Below are 19,019 nucleotides of genomic sequence, written 5' to 3'. Positions count from 1 at the left end.
TGTTTAAGCAAATAGAACAATAAATTAAGGGTGGCGAAATTCGCCACCCTTAATATTCTAGAATATCGAACAAGTTCTAAATCTGAGTCATCTTCTCGGCGTAATACTTTCCGTCCTTCAGCTTCTGAGCGCACTCGGCAAATGCATTAACAGTCAACTTCACATCGTCAAGCGTGTGCACAGCAGTTGGTATTAGGCGAAGTAGAATTTGCCCTTTGGGTATAACGGGGTATACAACAATGGAGCAGAAGATATTATAGTTCTCACGAAGGTCAAATACCATGTTCGTGGCCTCGGGCACATTGCCCTTCATATACACAGGGGTAACAGGCGACTCAGTTTTGCCAATATCCAAACCAACCTCCTTCAATCCCTTTTGCAAGGCATTTACAATTGTCCAAAGGTTCTCTTTTAGCTCGGGTTGTGTTTGCATAATCTCAAGGCGCTTAAGCGCTCCAATAACCATAGGCATTGGAAGCGACTTGGCAAAAATTTGTGAGCGCAGGTTGTAAGCCAAGTACATTATTATGTCCTCATCGGCAGCAACAAAGGCACCAATTCCAGCACCACTCTTGGCAAAAGTCGAGAACAGAACATCCACTTCATCCTCCACGCCAAAGTGCTCTGCTGTGCCAGCACCAGTTTTACCCAATGTACCAAAGCCATGGGCATCGTCAACCAGCAGGCGGAAATTGAACTCCTTCTTAAACTCGGCAATAGCTTTTAAGTTCCCCAGATCACCGGCCATACCAAATACACCCTCGGTAATTACAAGGATTCCTCCTCCTGTCTTCTCGGCCAAACGAGTGGCATGGGTAAGCTGCTTGCGCAAGCTGTCCATATCGTTATGCGCAAAAACAAATCGTTTCGCTGGGGCCAGCCTCAACCCATCGATAATGCACGCATGCGATTCGGAGTCGTACACCACTACATCGTTTCGCGATACCAATGCATCGATAATAGAGACCATACCCTGATATCCGTAGTTTAGCAGGTATGCTGCAGGTTTCTTAACAAAAGCGGCGAGTTTGGCCTCGAGCTCTTCATGGAAGCGAGTTTGGCCACTCATCATCCTAGCGCCCATAGGGTACGCCATTCCATATTGAGCAGCGGCTTCGGCATCTGCTTTGCGAACTTCGGGGTGGTTTGCAAGCCCAAGGTAGTTGTTTAGGCTCCAAGTCAAAACCTCTTTACCCCTAAAGGTCATCCAAGGTTTAATTTCGCCCTCGAGCTTTGGAAATGCAAAATATCCGTGCCCCTCCTTATGGTACTGGCCAATGGGGCCCATACTTTTTCTAAGCTTATCAAATATATCCACAGCAAAATAATATTGGTTAAACGATTATGTAAACTCCCACAAAATTACACCTTTTTATGAAAAATGGTAATTATACTCCAATTCTGATGGATATTTGAAAAACATTGATGCAGTTAAAACTTTTTAACTCGCAAATCAGAATTTTACATTGCTATTACATAGCTTTTTCCGATATTGTTGCTAACTTTGCTCGCTTAAATAATGGGGCACAATATTGAGCCAGAAATTGTGTTTATTCATTGAAAACGCCTTAGTATTAGCTATGAAAAAAATTAGCCTTTTCGCTTTAATTGGTATCGCCATAATAGCTGCATCATGCAGTGGATTCGATAAGCTTCTAAAAAGCAGAGATTACCCCTTGATGTACAAGGAGGGCCTTAAGTACTACGAAAATGGCGAGCATTACAGGTATACCACAATTTTTGAACAGCTAACCCCTGTATACAGGGGTACTGCCCAAGCCGACACCATTGAGTTTTACCTCTCGCAGGGCTACTACCATCAGGGCGATTACCTTTTAGCAGCGCACTACTTCGATAGGTTTAGGCAGAATTACCCACGCAGCCCCTTCCTTGAGCAGGCAGAGTATATGTATGCTTACTGTTTTTACAAGTCGTCGCCAAGACCTTTGCTGGATCAGGAAACATCAAAAAAAGCCATATCTGCCTTTTCGGAGTTTATCACCCGGTACCCCAACTCATCAAAAAAGGCTGAGGTTAACAGGATTCTTACCGATCTGCGCTCTAAGCTAGTTGAAAAATCGTACCTAAGCGCAAAACTTTACTACGATATGCGAGACTACAAGGCCGCCATTACAGCACTTAAGAATAGTACATACGAATTCCCCGATAGCGAGTACCGCGAAGAGATCCTTTACATGATTCTCGAATCGTCGTACAGCCTTGCCGATAATAGCGTGCCAGAGAAGCGTCGCGAACGATTCCAAAACACCCTTGATGAGTACTACAACCTTTTGGGGGAGTTCCCCGAGACAAGATACAAGCGTGAAGCCGAAAGGATATACGCCAACAGCATTAAAGTAATTGAAAACTAGTTTAAAAATTCACAACCATGGACTTTAAAAAGGTAACTGCACCTCTTACCACAACCACACAGGACTTTAGCCAGCTCGACAAAGATACGGGCAACATCTACGAGTCGGTTCGCGTAATTGCAAAACGAGCAAATAGGATTAGCCAGGATATGAAGCAAGAGCTTAACCGTAAGCTCGAAGAGTTTGCATACTACACCGATAACCTTGAGGAGGTTTTCGAGAACCGCGAGCAGATCGAAATCAGCAAGTTTTACGAGCGTCTCCCAAAGCCTGCGCTAATTGCTCTGCAAGAGTTTCTCGACACCAAACTATACCACCGCAAGGGTATAGAAAATCAGGAAAAGGAAAGCTAAATGCTTAAAGGGAAGAATATACTTCTTGGTATAACAGGCAGCATCGCAGCCTACAAAGCTGCAACTCTGGTGCGCCTTCTAGTTAAAGAAGGGGCTGGTGTTAAAGTTGTAATGACACCCCTTGCCAAGGAGTTTATCACCCCATTAACCTTGGCTACACTCTCCAAGAACCCTATTCTTGTAGACTTTTTTAATCCCGAGAATGGCGACTGGAACAGTCATGTTGATTTGGGGATGTGGGCCGACCTTTACCTTATAGCACCTGCTTCGGCCAACACCATTGGAAAAATGGCCCATGGAATTGCCGACAACCTTTTGCTCACATCGTACCTTTCGGCAAAATGCCCAGTAATGGTTGCTCCTGCCATGGATTTGGATATGTATCAGCATCCAACAACCCAAAGGAATATTGAAACCCTAAGGGGTTTTGGCAACTTAATTATTGAAGCTGCCACGGGTGAGCTTGCAAGCGGCCTTTCTGGGAAGGGAAGAATGGAAGAACCTGAGAGGATTCTTGATGCAATCAAATCGTTCTTTGGCCAAAAGCAGCAGCTACTGGGCAAAACAGTGCTGGTAACATCGGGGCCAACCTACGAACCCATTGACCCTGTTCGTTTCATTGGCAACAGATCATCGGGCAAAATGGGCTATGCCCTTGCTCAAGAACTTGCTGCTAGAGGTGCACAGGTTGAATTTATCACAGGGCCTACCAAGCATATCCCCAACCACCCTAACATCAAAATCCAAAGTGTTACCACGGCCGCTGAGATGCACAAGGCAGCAACAACCAATTTCGGCCATTGCCAAGCAGCAATACTGGCCGCGGCAGTAAGCGATTTTAGCCCCAAACAGGTTGCTAACGAGAAGTTGAAAAGGGAAGGAAACCAGCTACACCTTGTGCTCGAATCGACCCCTGACATTGCAAAAGCGCTTGGAGAGAACAAGAGCAAAAGCCAAATTCTTATAGGTTTTGCCCTTGAAACCCATAATGAGCTAGCCAATGCCAAGAAAAAAATCGAATCGAAAAACCTTGACCTTATCGTGCTCAATTCGGCAACAGATGAGGGTGCTGGCTTTGATGTTGACACCAATAAGATTACCATAATACACCGCAATGGGAATACCATTGATTTTGAACTAAAACCGAAGCAAGAGGTTGCCAAGGATATAGTAAATGAGCTGGTTAAAACAATGGGCATTGCCTAATTTTGCAAGCTAACCCACAACCTAATCCGTTCGGCCATGAAACTTCAAAAATATATTCTTCTCGGAATACTTCTGTTAGCCCTGCCCACCGAGTCTTATCAGCAGGAGCTTAGGTGTAACGTACAAATAAATTCGCAAAAGATTCAGGGCACCAACAGGCAGCTGTTTCAAACCCTTCAAACGGCAGTGTACGAGTTCATGAACAATACGCCTTGGACTAACCATATCTATGGGCAAGACGAGCGCATTGAGTGCAACGTAATGCTTACCCTTAACGAACAGATTGGTTCCGATGAATTTCGAGGTACCATTCAGATACAATCGCGACGACCAATATTTGGCACTTCGTACAACACCACCATGCTAAACATTGTGGATAATAACCTACAATTCCGCTACATTGAGTTCGATCAGTTGGAGTTTTCCGATACCCGCCATGGCAATAATCTAACTTCAATACTAGCTTACTACGCATACATCATCCTTGGGTTCGACTACGACTCCTTCTCGTACCTGGGCGGAACCGAGTATTTTCAAAAAGCCGAGCGAATTGTGAATAACGCTCAGAACACTACCGACGGTGAGCGTGGCTGGAAGGCATACGAAGGCAACAGAAAGAATAGGTACTGGCTAATTGAGAATATACTCAACACCAAGTATAGGCCACTACGCGAGGTAAACTACAAGTACCACAGGCTAGGGCTCGACCGAATGAGCGATAAGCTGGTTGAAGGACGCACCGAAATTGCCGAAGCGCTCACCAGCATCCAAAGGATATTTAGAGAGAAACCCGACCCCTACATGTACTACCTGCAGGTTTTCTTCGATGCCAAAAGTGATGAGCTGGTAAACCTTTTCACCGAATCGTTCCCTGCCGAAAAAACCCGAGTGGTGAACATCCTCACCGAGGTTGATAATGCCAACGTTTCGAAATACAACCGCATTACGAGCACCGATTCAGGGGGATTTTAGATGTTGTACCATTGGTTTGTAACCAAACAATAGCTTGACCCGATGCTTAAAACACTCCTTGTTCAGAACTACGCCCTTATCGATACCCTTGAGATTGATTTTCATCAAGGGCTAAATATCATCACCGGTGAAACTGGAGCAGGTAAATCGATTATTCTTGGGGCACTGGGGCTAATTCTTGGCAACAGGGCCGAAGCAACTGTACTTAAAGAGAAATCGAAACCCTGCGTGGTGGAGGGTACTTTTAACCTTGCAGGCTACAGTTTACAAGATTTTTTTGTAGATAACGATATTGAGTATGCTGACCTAACAACCATTAGGCGACATATAAACCCAGCGGGAAAGTCTAGGGCTTTTGTAAACGAGCTTCCGGTAACCCTGAGCATTCTTAAAGATCTTGTAAGCCAAATAATAGATATCCACTCGCAGCACCAAAATTTGCTGCTAGCCGATGGTAAATTTCAACTTTCGGTACTCGATTCGTTTACCGATAATTTGCAGCAGCTAGCTAGCTACCGAGATAGCTACCAAAAGTACAGAAGCCTAACCTCGGAACTCGAAAATATTAAAGAAAAGGCCTCGCAGGCCAAAGCCGACCTCGATTACCTGCAATTCCAACTGAAGCAGCTGAACGAGGCAAAGCTTAAGTCGGGCGAGGAGATTGAGTTGGAATCGCTACAGCAACAGCTATCGCACGCCGAGGAGATAAAATCAAACCTTCAATCGGCTTTCACCCTCCTTAATGCCGATGAATCATCCATTCTTATTTGGTTAAAGGAAGCGGTGTCATCTCTTAGTAAAATATCCCATTTCTTCAACCCTGCAGAGGAGCTACAAGCCAGAATAGAGAGCTGCCGTGTAGAGCTAAAGGATATAGCCCATGAGGTTGAAATGCAGAACGAACGGGTACTGCTCGATCCGGCAGAGCTGGAAGCGGTTACCCAACGCCTCGACATGATCCTTTCGCTGCAACAAAAGCATAGGGTATCATCCGTTGACGAACTAATTGAAATTAGAGAAAAGCTAGATGTTCAGGTTAACGAGATAACAAACTACGATCAAGTAGTGTCACAAAAAGAAGCTGAGCTTGAAAAAATTACTAAACTTGCCCTAAAACAAGCGCAAGAAATTAGTGATACAAGGAAAGCAGGCAGTAAAAAATTCGAGGATAGCATCAAAGCCTTGCTCACCCAGCTAGGTATGCCCTACGCCGACTTTAAGGTTAACTTTGAACCGCTTGGCGAGCTCCGTCCACAAGGTATCGATAGGGTTACATTCCTATTCTCGGCCAACAAGCAGATGCCCCTGAACGACCTCTCTAAAATTGCATCGGGAGGTGAACTTTCCAGGCTTATGCTTAGCCTAAAATCGTTGATGGTTAAAACCAAGGGCCTGCCAACCATAATCCTCGACGAGATTGACACGGGCGTTTCGGGCGAGGTTGCCGATAAGGTAGGGAATATAATTAGCAGCATGGCCAAAAGTATGCAGGTTATCAACATAACCCACTTACCACAAATTGCATGTAAGGGGAGCCATCATTTTCTGGTTTACAAAGATCAAGAGAAGGAAACAACCGAGACACGAATTAGGCTACTTACATCTCAAGAGCGCATAACCGAAATAGCAAAAATGCTTAGCGGCGAGAAAATTTCTGAGGCTGCCATAACCAATGCCAAACATTTGCTAGGTAGTGAGTTAAACTAACCCAAGGCAAATATACAAACCAATAATGCTCGCTTGCAGCGAACATAGCAGCTATACGTTTGTTTACAATTCCATCTGATCAGTAATTTTGTATCTTTGTACTGACAAGCATGTGGTATTAATCAACCTAAATATATTTATGGCTAACAACTTACTAAAGGGAAAAAAAGGGGTAATTTTTGGAGCACTCAACGAGAGTTCCATTGCTTGGCATGTTGCCGAAATGGCTCACGCCGAGGGAGCTGAATTGGTGCTAACCAATACCCCTGTTGCAATGCGAATGGGCTCGGTAAACGAGCTGGCTAAGAGATGCAACGCTCTTCTAGTGGCTGCTGATGCAACCAATGTTGATGATCTTAATAACCTGTTCCAAAAATCGATGGAGCACTTTGGCGGGAAAATCGACTTTGTGCTTCACTCCATTGGGATGTCGCCCAATGTTAGGAAGGGAAGAACATACGACGACCTAGATTACCACAACTTTCAAAAAACGCTCGACATATCGGCAGTATCATTCCATAAAATGCTTCAGGTAGTGTGGAAGCTAGATGCCATTAATGAGTGGGGATCCGTTTTAGCGCTGTCGTACATTGCAGCCCAACGTACGCTATACGGCTACAACGATATGGCAGATGCAAAAGCGCTACTCGAATCAATTGCCCGTAGCTTTGGTTACATCTATGGCCGTGAGCGTAAGGTTCGCATCAACACTATATCCCAATCGCCCACGCTAACCACAGCAGGAAGTGGAATTATGGGCTTTGAAGGGTTGCTCGACTTTACCGACCGCATGTCGCCGCTTGGCAATGCCGATGCACATGAATGCGCAGGCTTCTGCATTACGCTATTCAGCGATCTTACGCGTAAAATTACAATGCAGAACCTATACCATGATGGCGGTTTTTCCAGCATGGGAATGAGCCAGCGCGCCATGGCTGTGTACAACAAAAACTTAGATGAATGCAGGGATTGCCAATAGTGCACCCACGTATAGAAATAAAAAAAGCCCCGATTGGGGCTTTTTTGTTATCCTAGATAAGCTTTTAGCAACTTGCTTCGCGAAGTGTGGCGAAGCCTTCTAATGGCTTTCTCTTTAATCTGCCTCACCCGCTCTCGGGTTAGACCAAATTTCTCACCAATCTCTTCAAGGGTCATTTCTTGGCAGCTAATGCCAAAGAACAGCTTAATAATGTCGCGCTCACGCTCAGTCAGTGTAGCTAACGACCTATCGATCTCCCTGCATAACGACTCGTTAAGCAAGGATTTATCGGCATTGGGCGAATCGTTATTCACCAGAACATCGAGCAGGCTATTCTCCTCGCCATCAACAAAAGGTGCATCTACCGAAACGTGACGACCAGAAACTCTAAGAGTATCGGCCACCTTCTCCTTGGGGAGTTCTAGCAAATCGGCCAACTCCTCTGGTGAAGGGGTTCTTTCGAACTGCTGCTCAAATTTTGAAAATGCCTTATTGATTTTGTTGAGTGAGCCAACCTGATTCAGCGGCAGCCTAACAATACGTGATTGCTCGGCCAGAGCCTGCAGAATGGATTGCCTAATCCACCATACAGCATAGGATATAAACTTAAAACCACGGGTTTCGTCAAACTTCTCGGCAGCTTTTATCAGCCCCAAATTCCCCTCGTTAATAAGGTCAGGAAGGCTTAGCCCCTGATTTTGATACTGCTTTGCCACCGACACCACGAAGCGCAAGTTGGCTCGGGTAAGCTTCTCGAGGGCAACTTGATCGCCTTTCTTAATACGCTGCGCCAGCTCTACCTCCTCCTCAACGGTAATTAGCTCTTCCTTACCAATCTCTTGCAAATATTTATCGAGGGACGCGCTCTCCCTGTTAGTAATTGATTTTGTGATTTTTAGTTGTCTCATCTCAAACCTTTAAATTTTCGTGAAGTTATGGCAAATTGTATATAAAGTCAAGTGTAAAACGCTGGTAACGAACAAATGTTGACCCCTTGGTAAAATTAAGCTTGTAAACTTTGCTGATTACACTGAAAAAGCCTGCAAAAGTAACAAATATTGCGGTTAGATAAAAGCTAACCGCAATATTTAGAATCACTATATTCTAGTTTAGTTCTTTCTACAATCCTATGGCATAGTATGCAACCAAGCCGTTGGGATAAACACCCTCAACAAGAACACCGCCCGATAGCGTGGATAAGGTCTGATAAAGATCCTCTGCGGTGGTTACATTGGTTCGATTTACTCGTGTTATAATAAATCCTTCCTTAACACCTTGCTCCTTGAGCTTTCCATCCTTTAGCTTCACCACCTGTAGCCCGCTTCTTATACCTAGCCTACGCTGCAAGTTGGCATCTACCTCTTTCAACTCTGCTCCAAGTACATCTACAATCTCATTGGGTCTAACAACATCGAATCCACCCCTCATATTACGCAACACCACCTCATATTGTTTCTTTTTGTTGCCCCTATTTACCACTATTTCTACCTTATCCTTAGGCCGATACTTGCTAATCTGCTCCTGAAGTTGATTTGGAGAGTTAACAGGCACTCCATTTACCTCCAGTATTACGTCGCCCTCTTTAAGGCCAATCTCTTCGGCGGCACCTCCCTCAGCAACTCCCATAACAAGTACACCTTTCAGCTCTTTTATATTATACTTCTTGGCTAGCTCTGAGTTTAAATCGTTAATAGAAACACCTAGTATTGCTCGTTGTACCTCCCCAAACTCGATGATATCTACTGCCACTTTTTGCGCAATGGATGAGGGTACAGCAAAGGAATACCCTGCAAAGTTACCTGTTTGCGATGCTATTGCCGTATTGATCCCAATCAGTTCGCCCCTAAGGTTCACAAGCGCACCTCCACTATTCCCTGGGTTTACAGCAGCATCGGTTTGGATAAATGACTCGATGGGGTACTGGGCAGAAAGGATGTTGATGTTTCGAGCTTTAGCGCTAACAATACCTGCAGTTACAGTGGAGTTTAGGTTGAAAGGGTTGCCAATGGCAAGAACCCACTCTCCCACCTTAAGCATTTCGGAGTTCCCAAAAGGAATGAATGGAAGATTCTCCGCCTCAATTTTGATAACCGCCAAATCGGTACTTGGATCACGGCCAACCACTGTGGCATCAAATGAACGCCTATCGTTTAGCACTACCTCAATATTATCGGCCCTATCAATTACATGGTTATTAGTTACAATGTATCCATCCTTACTGATAATAACACCTGATCCCGAGCCTGATATCTGTTGGGGTTCGCGCTGACGGGGGCCAAAGAAGAAATCGTAGAAGGGGTTTCCAAAGGAAAAATCGGGTTGCGAACGTGTGGCCTTAGTCTTTACGTGAACCACTCCATGTACGGTACGTTCGGCAGCATATGTAAAATCTGTAATTTCTCCAGTACTGGTAGTAAACGATGCCAGACTAAAGGGCACTGAGTCGTACTTCGGGAATGTTGGGGTATGGGTTTGCGTTTGCTCCTTGGCCATAAAATGCGTGAAAGCAAAAACTACCAGTCCTCCAATTATTGAATAAAATACGGGTGCAAGAATTCTATTTGTTTTCATAACGTAAGTTTTAATGTTTGCTCAAAATAACGATCAAACGTTGTGCCGTATGATATTCACAGCCTGACTGTTAACACACCTTAACAGATATGACAAAATTTCTCGCACATTTGTTAAAGCAAGATGAAAAAAAAGCAGGTGGGAATGCGAGCCAACCTAGAATGGCATAATTTTGAATGGAATGGAGACTAACTCCGAGAAGGTTTCACCGGTTTCGAACATATCCTCATCTCCAGTTCGGTAATACCAGTGAACAATTACTGTTTTCTTTTGCCTATGAATCTCCTTTAGGAGATTTAAGATTTCCAGAAACTTTTTGGACGTAGAGGTATTAAAGTAATCGAGTTTAAATACTACTACAGTCTCACGATTTGGCATTGTAACATAGTTTCGAAACCATTCAATAATGGGATCGAAGAACTCGTTACAATCTTCTGGCAGAGATTTCCCATAAAACTCGAACCTACTTCTATCCATATCGAGGTTAACCTCGGGAGTAAACTGCGTTTCGTTTAACCTTATGGGAGTTAATGAATCCATTTTAGCGAATTGTTATACGTAAAATTATAAAATTATGCTGATTAAACAGCCAAAGCACCTAAAATGTTTTTGGCACAAAGCCTAATAGCCTGATGACCAATATGTTTAAAACGAAAGGGAGGTAGCTTAAAAACTACCTCCCTATATGCTGTGCAATTATGTTTTACTATTTCAGCGAATCAACAACTGCCTTAAAGGCTTCTGGATGATTCATAGCCATATCGGCAAGTACCTTGCGGTTTAGGGCAATTCCTTTCTCGTTAACCTTACCCATGAACTCGGAGTATGACATTCCGTGGGTACGAGCGGCAGCGTTGATACGTTGTATCCAAAGCGCTCTGAATTCTCCTTTTTTCTTCTTGCGGTCGCGATAAGCGTACTGCAACCCCTTCTCAAGGGTGTTTTTTGCAACGGTGTAAACGTTACGACGGGCGAGGAAATTACCTTTAGTCTGTTTTAAAATCTTTTTCCTTCTAGCCCTTGATGCTACTGCATTAACTGAACGTGGCATAAATTTGTCTTTTTCGAATGATTAGCGTTTCGCCTGTACGAAAACTTTCTTGCTAAGGCATTCTGTTAGTAATTAAAATAACTTCTACGTAAGCTCTAGCTCACTACTTGAGCGCCAACAGCTGCTTAATGTTGTTAGTGTCGGCCTTGCTAACTAAACCAGATTGCGTAAGGTTACGCTTTTGCTTTGTGGTTTTTTTAGTAAGGATATGGCTCTTGTATGCGTGCTTGCGCTTAATCTTCCCAGTTCCGGTTAAAACAAAACGTTTCTTTGCACCGGAGTTTGTTTTTACTTTAGGCATTCTCCTTAGTTTATATTTGGTTAAAAAATCAATTCTTCTTTTTAACGACTTTTGGAGAGATAAACATAATCATTCGTTTTCCCTCGAGCTTTGGAAGCTGTTCCACTTTTCCAACTTCCTCTAGATCCTGAGCGAATCTTAGTAGTAAAATTTCGCCCTTCTCTTTAAATAAAATGGTTCGCCCTTTGAAAAAAACAAAGGCTTTCACCTTGGCTCCATCTTTAAGGAAACTCTCGGCATGCTTAAGCTTAAAACCATAATCATGCTCGTCGGTGTTTGGCCCGAACCTAACTTCCTTCACCACCACTTTTTGGGCGTTGGCTTTAATCTCCTTCTGTTTCTTCTTCTGTTGATAAAGAAACTTTTGGAAATCGATAACTCGACAAACTGGGGGATCGGCCTTATCGGAGATAAGTACTAAGTCTAACTCCATATCGTTGGCCAACTTCCTAGCCTCCTCAATGGACATTATTCCCTCGTTATCAATATTATCGCCTACTACGCGAACTACCCTAGCGCGAATCTGTTCATTCTTAAGGTATTTGCTATCCTGCTCTCTACCTTTTCTGATTCTTGGTGCTGCTATACTAAAACCCTCCTTTGATTAGTTTATACTAATTTACTTATAAAATTTATTATGCTTCGATCTGTTTTTTTACTTCTGCATTGATATAGTTGGCAAATTCTTCGGGCTTCATCTGTCCTTTATCACCCTCGCCCTGCATCCTAACGGAAACCATATCGCTTGTTGCTTCTTTTTCACCAACAATTAGAAGATATGGGATTCGCTTTAACTCATTATCCCTGATCTTCTTACCTATCTTCTCGTTGCGGTCGTCAATCAGGGTGCGAATATCGTAATTATTTAATAAATCAGCAACTTTTTTTGCGTAATCGTTGAACTTTTCACTGATAGGAAGTACAACTGCCTGATCGGGGGCAAGCCAAAGGGGGAATCGACCACCAGAGTGCTCTATTAACACGGCAACAAATCGCTCCATTGAGCCAAAGGGTGCGCGGTGAATCATAATGGGTCTATGGCGCTTATCGTCAGCACCTATGTACTCTAAATCAAACCTTTCGGGCAGGTTGTAATCTACCTGAATTGTGCCCAGCTGCCACTTGCGGCCAATGGCATCCTTTACCATAAAGTCGAGCTTTGGCCCGTAGAACGCAGCCTCGCCCAGCTCGGTAGTAGTTTGTAATCCCTTTTCCTGCACAGCCTCAATGATAGCTTGTTCGGCTTTCTCCCAGTTCTCGTCGCTACCAATGTACTTGTCCTTATCGTTGGGGTCACGCAATGATATCTGTGCAGTAAACTCTTTAAAATCGAGCGTTTTAAAGATGTACAGAACAATATCAATTACCTTAACAAACTCCTCCTTAAGCTGATCAGGGCGACAGAAAATATGAGCATCATCCTGAGTAAAACCACGTACTCGGGTTAGGCCATGAAGCTCGCCACTCTGCTCGTAACGGTATACGGTGCCAAACTCGGCCATTCGTACAGGTAAATCTTTGTAGGAACGGGGCTTGTGCTTGTATATCTCGCAATGGTGAGGACAGTTCATGGGCTTAAGCAGAAACTCTTCGCCTTCGGCGGGAGTATGAATTGGCTGGAACGAATCCTTACCATACTTGGCGTAATGACCAGATGTAACGTACAATTCTTTTTGGCCAATATGGGGAGTGATAACCTGTTCGTATCCGTATTTCTTCTGAACTCGCTTCAGAAAATTCTCGAGGCGTTCGCGAAGCTGTGCGCCCTTGGGTAGCCATAAGGGTAAACCTTGTCCAACCTTTTGAGAAAAGGTAAACAGCTCCAACTCCTTACCTACCTTTCGGTGATCGCGCTTTTTAGCCTCTTCTAGCATAACTAGATACTCATCGAGAAGCGTTTTTTTAGGGAAGGATATACCATATATACGTGTGAGCTGCTTATTCTTCTCATTGCCTCGCCAGTAGGCTCCAGCAATTGAAAGCAGTTTGAACGATTTAATGTAGCTCGTATCGGGTAGGTGTGGCCCACGACATAGATCGGTGAAATTGCCCTGCGAGTAGAAAGTGATTGTGCCATCCTCGAGGTCGCTAATAAGTTCAACCTTATAGGGATCACCTTTCTTAGTGTAGGTGGCAAGGGCTTCGGCTTTGGACACTTCCTTGCGGGTAATCTCCTCCTTGGCCTTCACAATCTCCATCATCTTACTCTCAATCTTGGGAAGGTCAGCATCGGATACGGAGTAATCACCAAAATCAATATCGTAGTAAAATCCATTCTCAATGCTTGGCCCGATACCTAGTTTAACCCCAGGGTACAGAATTTCAACAGCCTCGGCCATAAGGTGTGCCGAAGAGTGCCAGTAGGCGTGTTTTGCTTCCTCCTCGTCCCACTTATGCAATTTGATTGAAGCATTGGTATTGATAGACCGTGTGAGATCCCACACCTCACCATTAACGGTTATAGAAAGCACCTCCTTGGCCAGGCGGTCGGAAATATTCTTGGCAATCTCAAGCCCAGTAACGCCCTTAGCAAACTCACGAACATTACCATCGGGAAAAGTTATCTTAATCATAGCAATATTTAGTTGTGAAAAACGGCTGCAAAATTAATCATAAATATTTAATTAACAGGAAATGGATCGCAAAGTTCAGGTTTTATCGAACGATTTGCTAAAGAATTCCCCTATCCTTATCCGAACTGTATGTACAGCGTAGAAACGTGACTAGAAAATCGTAGTAAGGGGCTAACACACTCACGCTATGTATGGGATACATTTTAAGCCAAAAGTATTTATAATATTCCTTTTTGCAAATATTTGCTAGTTTTGCTGGGTATGGGTTAATCCATTTTAAGTATTCACTATCAAAATTATCGATTTAAAAATCTAAAACTACATTGATATGAAACGTATATTCCTATTCAGCTTGCTGGTTGTATATTGCCTTTTAGGCTTTGGCCAAAATCAAAAAATTACCCTGGAAGATATTCATAGGGACGGTACTTTTGCCGCTCGGTCGGTACGAGGAATTGTTTCGATGAATGATGGCGAGCACTACACCGTGATGGAGCGGGGTGGTAAAATTGCACGCTACAGCTACGCCAAGGGAGAACTTGTTGATGTACTTTTCGATGCATCGAACTTCGACATCGAATCGCTCAAACAGTTTAGAAGCTACGAGCTTAGCACCGATGAGAAAAAGATTCTGCTTACCACCAATGTTAACCCAATATACCGGCATTCGTTTACGGCCAGCTATTACATTTACGATATTCCAACCCAAGAAGTAAAACCGCTCTCGACGAATGGAGCCCAGATGCTGGGCACCTTCTCGCCCGATGGGCAAAAGGTTGCCTTTGTTCGCGACAACAATATCTACATAACCGATTTAAACTCGGGCAACGAGCTACAAATCACATCCGATGGTGAGTTTAACCATATAATCAACGGAGCAGCCGACTGGGTTTACGAGGAGGAATTTGCCCTAAAAACAGCCATGCAGTGGAGCCCCGATAGCCGGCGATTAGCTTTTTACAAGTTCGATGAGAGCAACGTAAAGGTTTTCCACATGCCCATGTTCCAAAATGAGCTATACCCTCCCACCTACTCGTTTAAATACCCCAAAGCTGGCGAGGAAAACTCAAAGGTTAGCATTCACGTGTACAACCTGCTGAGCCAAGAGACTAAGGCTATGGATATTGGTCCGGAAACAGACCAGTATATTGCACGCATTAAGTGGACCGCCAACGCAGAGCAACTCAGCATGGTTAGGCTAAACAGGTTGCAAAACAAGTTGGAAATTCTAATTGCCGACGCTAATACGGGGAGTTCCAAGGTGCTTTATACCGAGGAGAATAGGCACTATATTGAGGAGCCTAACGATGACTACCCAATTTACACTGCCGATGGCAAACATTTTATCATTACAAGCGAAATGGATGGCTACAACCACATCTACCTGTACTCTATGAATGGGAATTTGGTGCGCCAGCTAACCAAAGGGCAAAACGAGGTACGCTCGGTATACGGTTACGATGCCAAAGGAAAACGAATTTTCTATAGCGCTTTCGATGGGTCGCCATTGCGAACCGCAGTGAGCTGGGTTTCGTTTGACGGTAAGCGACAAGGAAAGGTATCGACCCAACCCGGAACCAACTCAGCCGATTTTAGCAAAGGATTTAAGTACTACATCCATTTTCACTCGTCGATTAGTACGCCCACACAGGTAACCCTACACAATGCCAAAGGCAAAGAGCTTAGGGTTTTGGAAGATAACGCCAAGCTGAAAGAAACACTGGCCAAGTACGATATCCCCGAGAAGGAGTTCTTCACCTTTACCACATCGGAGGGGGTTGAACTGAATGGGTACATGGTGAAACCATTAAATTTTGATGATACCAAAAAGTACCCTGTGCTTATGTACCAATACAGTGGCCCGGGCTCATTGGCGGTAGTAGACAGGTTTGGCATTGGCTGGGATCAGCAGCTAGCCACCGAGGGTTACCTAATTGTTGCTGTTGACGGACGCGGAACTGGTGGCCGCGGTGAGGAGTTTAAAAAAATTACCTACGGACAGCTGGGCTACTACGAGAGTATCGACCAGATTGAGGCGGGTAAATACCTGCAAACCCTCCCCTACGTTGATGCAAACCGCATTGGTATTTGGGGATGGAGCTACGGCGGATACATGTCCTCACTTTGCCTTTTCAAGGCACCTGAAGTTTTCAGCATGGCCATTGCCGTAGCACCTGTTACCAACTGGCGTTACTACGATACCATTTACACCGAACGCTACATGGGGCTACCACAGGATAATCCTAGCGGATACGATGATAACTCTCCCATTAATCACGTGGAAGGACTTGAAGGCAAATTTCTGCTTATCCACGGAACTGCCGACGACAATGTGCATGCTCAAAATGCCATTGAACTAGCCGAAAGGCTTATACAGGCCAATAAGCAGTTCGATATGATGTTGTACCCCGACAAGAATCATAGCATTTATGGAGGTAACACTAGGGTGCATCTATACACATTAATGACCAACTATGTGAAGAATAACTTATAGCAAGTTGTATTGTTCAAATAATTTGGGGCGGTAGAATTAAAATTCTATCGCCCAAATAGTTTAGAATAAATCTGAGGTATAATTAGCTGTAATAAAACTACCTAAAGATGCGCTGCTGATTTAGTATTCGCTGATACTCACGTGCATTCCTATTGTGCTCGGCCAGTGTTTTGGCAAATACGTGATATCCCGAGAAATCGGGATTGGCCGAGAAGAAGTAGTAGCCATGCTTCTCGTAGTTGAGCACAGCATCAACTGACGATATGCTAGGCGCATTGATTGGGCCAGGAGGCAACCCCCGATGCTTATATGTATTGTATGGCGATTCCACGCTTAGGTGTTGTGTTAATACTCGCCTAATTGTAAAATCGTTCAGGGCAAATTTTACTGTGGGGCAAGCCTGCAAAGGTGTACCTCTATTGAGTCGGTTAATAAAAACACCAGCAATCTTCGGCCGCTCATCAACCCTAATGGTCTCCTCCTCAACAATGGAGGCTATGGTTACAACCCCTATCCTACCCAATCCACTATCTTGTGCTTTCTTATCGCGTTCAGGAGTCCAAAAGGTCTCATACTCCCTTTTCATCCTATCGAAAAAACCGTTAACGCTGGTATTCCAAAAAAACTCGTAGGTGTTAGGGACAAACATGGCGATAAATGTTTCGGGGGTAAACCCATACCGCTGAGCTACCTCCTCGGAGCGAAAAGCTTTAACTAAATCAGCAGAATCGAGTTCGAGCTGGCGCGAAATACGCTGTGCCAGCTGTTCGGGGGTTCTAAATCCGGTAAAAGTAACCCGCACAGGGGTTTGCAAACCAGCGCGCAGCGTATTAACCAATTGGCGATTAGTCATCCCACTTTTCAGCATGTACCTTCCAGCCCTCACGCCATGGGGATAACCCATTCGGGAGCAAGCCCACTTAAAGGTTTCAATATCAACAATGCTTTCGGAATCATTTACAATTCGGAGAACATCACTGTAGGCAGCGCCTGATGGGATATGTATATAAACGTACTCTCTTTCGCCAGTATCAACATTAGGAACCATCATTCTGCTGTACATACGGTATGCATAGTACCCTCCACTGGCCAAGACGATAAGGATGACAACAGATAATGATATTAATGCCCTTTTAATAGTTTTTCTTGCCATGATTAGGATTAAAAATGAGCTACAAAGATAAAAAACCCACAGTAAGTTTACCGTGGGTTTTATGTTAACAATTGTAAAACCTATATGTTTACTGCAAGGCTTGTACTGCTTTATCAATTCTATTCAGTGCCTCCATAAGTTCCTCCTCCGATGCGGCATACGAGAATCGAATGTACTCAGCAGCTCCAAAAGCACTACCGGGAACAGTGGCCACATGGGCTTGGTTTATTAAGTACATGCACAAATCGGCGGTATTGCTTATCACTTCATCGCCAAACTTTTTGCCCAGCAACTCCGCAACCTCGGCAAAAATATAGAATGCTCCCTGTGGCACGTTGGTTTTAAAGCCTGGGATTTTCCTTAACCTTTCAATAACCTTATCGCGACGCTGTTCAAAGGCCTTGCACATCATTTTGGGGTACGAAGCATCGGAAGCGATGGCAGCTGCAGCGGCCTTTTGAGCTATGGAGCATGTTCCTGAAGTCATTTGACCTTGAAGCTTTTGGCAAGCCTTGGCAATCCACTTGGGTGCAGCACAGTAACCAATTCGCCAGCCGGTCATGGCGTAACCTTTCGAAACTCCATTCACAACTATTACCCTATCGAATATCTCGGGGAATTGGGCAATGCTCTCATGCTTACCCACGTAGTTAATGTGCTCGTATATCTCATCGGAGAGCACCAAAATGTTTGGGTATTTAGCTAGTACTTGAGCTAAACCGGCCAACTCGTTGCGAGTATATACACTACCGGTTGGGTTTGATGGCGAGCAAAGCATAAGCACCCTTGTTTTGGGGGTTATGGCCTCCTCGAGCTGCTTGGGGGTAATTTTGAAATCGCTCTCGATGGTTGTTGGAATCACAACGCTTTTGCCCTCGGCCAGCTTAACCAACTCCACGTAGCTTACCCAGTAGGGAGCGGGAACAATCACCTCGTCGCCAGCGTTAACTGTAGCCATAAGCACATTGGCCAGGGTGTGCTTTGCACCACCCGATACCACAATCTGATCGGTTCCATAGGTTAGGCCATTCTCACGTTTAAGCTTATCGGCAATTGCTTGAAGCAAGTCGGGGAATCCGGGTACTGGCGAATAAAAGGTGATATTCTCGTCGAGCGCCTTTTTGGCAGCATCCTTAACAAAATCGGGGGTATGAAAATCGGGCTCGCCCACGCTCAGATTAATTACATTGAATCCTTGAGCTTTTAGCTCCCTACTTTTTTGCGACATAGCTAAAGTTTCCGAAACGGCTAGCTGCGCAACTCTATTCGAAACATTTTCCATAGGTC

General features: G+C 44.4%; 17 protein-coding genes. 7 read left to right on the top strand and 10 right to left on the bottom strand.

Annotated elements, in window-relative coordinates; all coding sequences use genetic code 11:
- Positions 1 to 76: 76 nt before the first annotated feature.
- Positions 77 to 1,318, bottom strand: a complete 1,242-nt coding sequence (locus tag G8O23_RS10685; RefSeq protein WP_166364640.1) for an aminotransferase class I/II-fold pyridoxal phosphate-dependent enzyme — start codon at positions 1,316 to 1,318, stop codon at positions 77 to 79.
- A 262-nt stretch (positions 1,319 to 1,580) separates the two neighbouring features.
- On the opposite strand from G8O23_RS10685, the gene G8O23_RS10680 reads away from it, so the two are divergent.
- The 6 genes from G8O23_RS10680 to G8O23_RS10655 all read left to right on the top strand — a co-directional run bounded on the left by G8O23_RS10680 (position 1,581) and on the right by G8O23_RS10655 (position 7,589).
- Entirely contained in the window at positions 1,581 to 2,372 is a 792-nt protein-coding gene (locus tag G8O23_RS10680) for an outer membrane protein assembly factor BamD (protein WP_166364638.1), read from the top strand.
- 17 nt (positions 2,373 to 2,389) lie between these two features.
- The gene (locus G8O23_RS10675; RefSeq protein ID WP_166364636.1) at positions 2,390 to 2,725 is read left to right on the top strand and encodes a DNA-directed RNA polymerase subunit omega; all 336 of its coding nucleotides are present in this window, start codon (positions 2,390 to 2,392) and stop codon (positions 2,723 to 2,725) included.
- A complete protein-coding gene (gene coaBC / locus G8O23_RS10670) occupies positions 2,726 to 3,931 on the top strand; it encodes a bifunctional phosphopantothenoylcysteine decarboxylase/phosphopantothenate--cysteine ligase CoaBC (RefSeq protein WP_166364634.1) in 1,206 nt (401 codons plus the stop codon).
- 36 nt (positions 3,932 to 3,967) lie between these two features.
- Positions 3,968 to 4,903 (top strand): type IX secretion system protein PorD, encoded by a 936-nt coding sequence (porD, locus tag G8O23_RS10665; RefSeq protein WP_166364632.1) that lies wholly within the window; start codon positions 3,968 to 3,970, stop codon positions 4,901 to 4,903.
- A gap of 42 nt (positions 4,904 to 4,945) precedes the next feature.
- Positions 4,946 to 6,610 (top strand): DNA repair protein RecN, encoded by a 1,665-nt coding sequence (recN, locus tag G8O23_RS10660; protein WP_166364630.1) that lies wholly within the window; start codon positions 4,946 to 4,948, stop codon positions 6,608 to 6,610.
- A gap of 139 nt (positions 6,611 to 6,749) precedes the next feature.
- On the top strand, positions 6,750 to 7,589 hold the full coding sequence (locus G8O23_RS10655; RefSeq protein ID WP_166364628.1) for an enoyl-ACP reductase FabI: 840 nt from the start codon (positions 6,750 to 6,752) through the stop codon (positions 7,587 to 7,589).
- A gap of 47 nt (positions 7,590 to 7,636) precedes the next feature.
- On the opposite strand, the gene G8O23_RS10650 is transcribed toward G8O23_RS10655, so the two are convergent.
- The 7 genes from G8O23_RS10650 to thrS all read right to left on the bottom strand — a co-directional run bounded on the left by G8O23_RS10650 (position 7,637) and on the right by thrS (position 14,085).
- A complete protein-coding gene (locus G8O23_RS10650) occupies positions 7,637 to 8,497 on the bottom strand; it encodes a sigma-70 family RNA polymerase sigma factor (RefSeq protein ID WP_166364626.1) in 861 nt (286 codons plus the stop codon).
- A gap of 211 nt (positions 8,498 to 8,708) precedes the next feature.
- The gene (locus G8O23_RS10645; protein WP_166364624.1) at positions 8,709 to 10,160 is read right to left on the bottom strand and encodes a Do family serine endopeptidase; all 1,452 of its coding nucleotides are present in this window, start codon (positions 10,158 to 10,160) and stop codon (positions 8,709 to 8,711) included.
- 156 nt (positions 10,161 to 10,316) lie between these two features.
- Positions 10,317 to 10,700: a DUF1987 domain-containing protein gene (locus G8O23_RS10640; RefSeq protein WP_166364622.1), complete on the bottom strand. Its 384-nt coding sequence runs from the start codon at positions 10,698 to 10,700 to the stop codon at positions 10,317 to 10,319.
- Positions 10,701 to 10,866: 166 nt separating this feature from the next.
- A complete protein-coding gene (rplT, locus tag G8O23_RS10635) occupies positions 10,867 to 11,211 on the bottom strand; it encodes a 50S ribosomal protein L20 (RefSeq protein ID WP_166364620.1) in 345 nt (114 codons plus the stop codon).
- Between the two features lie 103 nt (positions 11,212 to 11,314).
- Positions 11,315 to 11,512, bottom strand: coding sequence for a 50S ribosomal protein L35 (rpmI, locus tag G8O23_RS10630; RefSeq protein ID WP_166364618.1), 198 nt, complete (start codon positions 11,510 to 11,512; stop codon positions 11,315 to 11,317).
- Between the two features lie 28 nt (positions 11,513 to 11,540).
- Entirely contained in the window at positions 11,541 to 12,083 is a 543-nt protein-coding gene (gene infC, locus G8O23_RS10625; protein WP_166364672.1) for a translation initiation factor IF-3, read from the bottom strand.
- Between the two features lie 64 nt (positions 12,084 to 12,147).
- Positions 12,148 to 14,085 carry a threonine--tRNA ligase gene (gene thrS / locus G8O23_RS10620; protein ID WP_166364616.1) on the bottom strand — a complete coding sequence of 646 codons (1,938 nt, stop codon included), beginning with the start codon at positions 14,083 to 14,085 and terminating at the stop codon, positions 12,148 to 12,150.
- A gap of 328 nt (positions 14,086 to 14,413) precedes the next feature.
- Here thrS and G8O23_RS10615 point away from each other — a divergent pair, with 328 nt between their 5' ends.
- Positions 14,414 to 16,579 carry a S9 family peptidase gene (locus G8O23_RS10615; protein ID WP_166364614.1) on the top strand — a complete coding sequence of 722 codons (2,166 nt, stop codon included), beginning with the start codon at positions 14,414 to 14,416 and terminating at the stop codon, positions 16,577 to 16,579.
- 97 nt (positions 16,580 to 16,676) lie between these two features.
- Here the strand turns inward: G8O23_RS10615 and mltG are convergent, their stop codons facing one another.
- Together mltG and G8O23_RS10605 are read right to left on the bottom strand one after the other, a co-directional pair.
- On the bottom strand, positions 16,677 to 17,732 hold the full coding sequence (gene mltG / locus G8O23_RS10610) for an endolytic transglycosylase MltG (RefSeq protein ID WP_166364612.1): 1,056 nt from the start codon (positions 17,730 to 17,732) through the stop codon (positions 16,677 to 16,679).
- 88 nt (positions 17,733 to 17,820) lie between these two features.
- Entirely contained in the window at positions 17,821 to 19,014 is a 1,194-nt protein-coding gene (locus tag G8O23_RS10605; protein WP_166364610.1) for a pyridoxal phosphate-dependent aminotransferase, read from the bottom strand.
- Positions 19,015 to 19,019 lie beyond the last annotated feature (5 nt).

Origin of the sequence: Perlabentimonas gracilis, assembly GCF_011174675.1 — a bacterium.
GTDB lineage: Bacteria > Bacteroidota > Bacteroidia > Bacteroidales > Tenuifilaceae > Perlabentimonas > Perlabentimonas gracilis.
This window is presented reverse-complemented; position numbering and strand designations above follow the sequence as displayed.

Bases quoted from the DNA above. Each gene is read 5' to 3' on its own strand.
- coaBC (WP_166364634.1), top strand. From the start codon at position 2,726: ATGCTTAAAGGGAAGAATATACTTCTTGGTATAACAGGCAGCATCGCA.
- rpmI (WP_166364618.1), bottom strand. From the start codon at position 11,512: ATGCCTAAAGTAAAAACAAACTCCGGTGCAAAGAAACGTTTTGTTTTA.
- rplT (WP_166364620.1), bottom strand. From the start codon at position 11,211: ATGCCACGTTCAGTTAATGCAGTAGCATCAAGGGCTAGAAGGAAAAAG.
- G8O23_RS10655 (WP_166364628.1), top strand. From the start codon at position 6,750: ATGGCTAACAACTTACTAAAGGGAAAAAAAGGGGTAATTTTTGGAGCA.
- G8O23_RS10605 (WP_166364610.1), bottom strand. From the start codon at position 19,014: ATGGAAAATGTTTCGAATAGAGTTGCGCAGCTAGCCGTTTCGGAAACT.
- G8O23_RS10640 (WP_166364622.1), bottom strand. From the start codon at position 10,700: ATGGATTCATTAACTCCCATAAGGTTAAACGAAACGCAGTTTACTCCC.
- G8O23_RS10680 (WP_166364638.1), top strand. From the start codon at position 1,581: ATGAAAAAAATTAGCCTTTTCGCTTTAATTGGTATCGCCATAATAGCT.
- G8O23_RS10675 (WP_166364636.1), top strand. From the start codon at position 2,390: ATGGACTTTAAAAAGGTAACTGCACCTCTTACCACAACCACACAGGAC.
- G8O23_RS10645 (WP_166364624.1), bottom strand. From the start codon at position 10,160: ATGAAAACAAATAGAATTCTTGCACCCGTATTTTATTCAATAATTGGA.
- G8O23_RS10650 (WP_166364626.1), bottom strand. From the start codon at position 8,497: ATGAGACAACTAAAAATCACAAAATCAATTACTAACAGGGAGAGCGCG.
- recN (WP_166364630.1), top strand. From the start codon at position 4,946: ATGCTTAAAACACTCCTTGTTCAGAACTACGCCCTTATCGATACCCTT.
- G8O23_RS10615 (WP_166364614.1), top strand. From the start codon at position 14,414: ATGAAACGTATATTCCTATTCAGCTTGCTGGTTGTATATTGCCTTTTA.
- mltG (WP_166364612.1), bottom strand. From the start codon at position 17,732: ATGGCAAGAAAAACTATTAAAAGGGCATTAATATCATTATCTGTTGTC.
- porD (WP_166364632.1), top strand. From the start codon at position 3,968: ATGAAACTTCAAAAATATATTCTTCTCGGAATACTTCTGTTAGCCCTG.
- thrS (WP_166364616.1), bottom strand. From the start codon at position 14,085: ATGATTAAGATAACTTTTCCCGATGGTAATGTTCGTGAGTTTGCTAAG.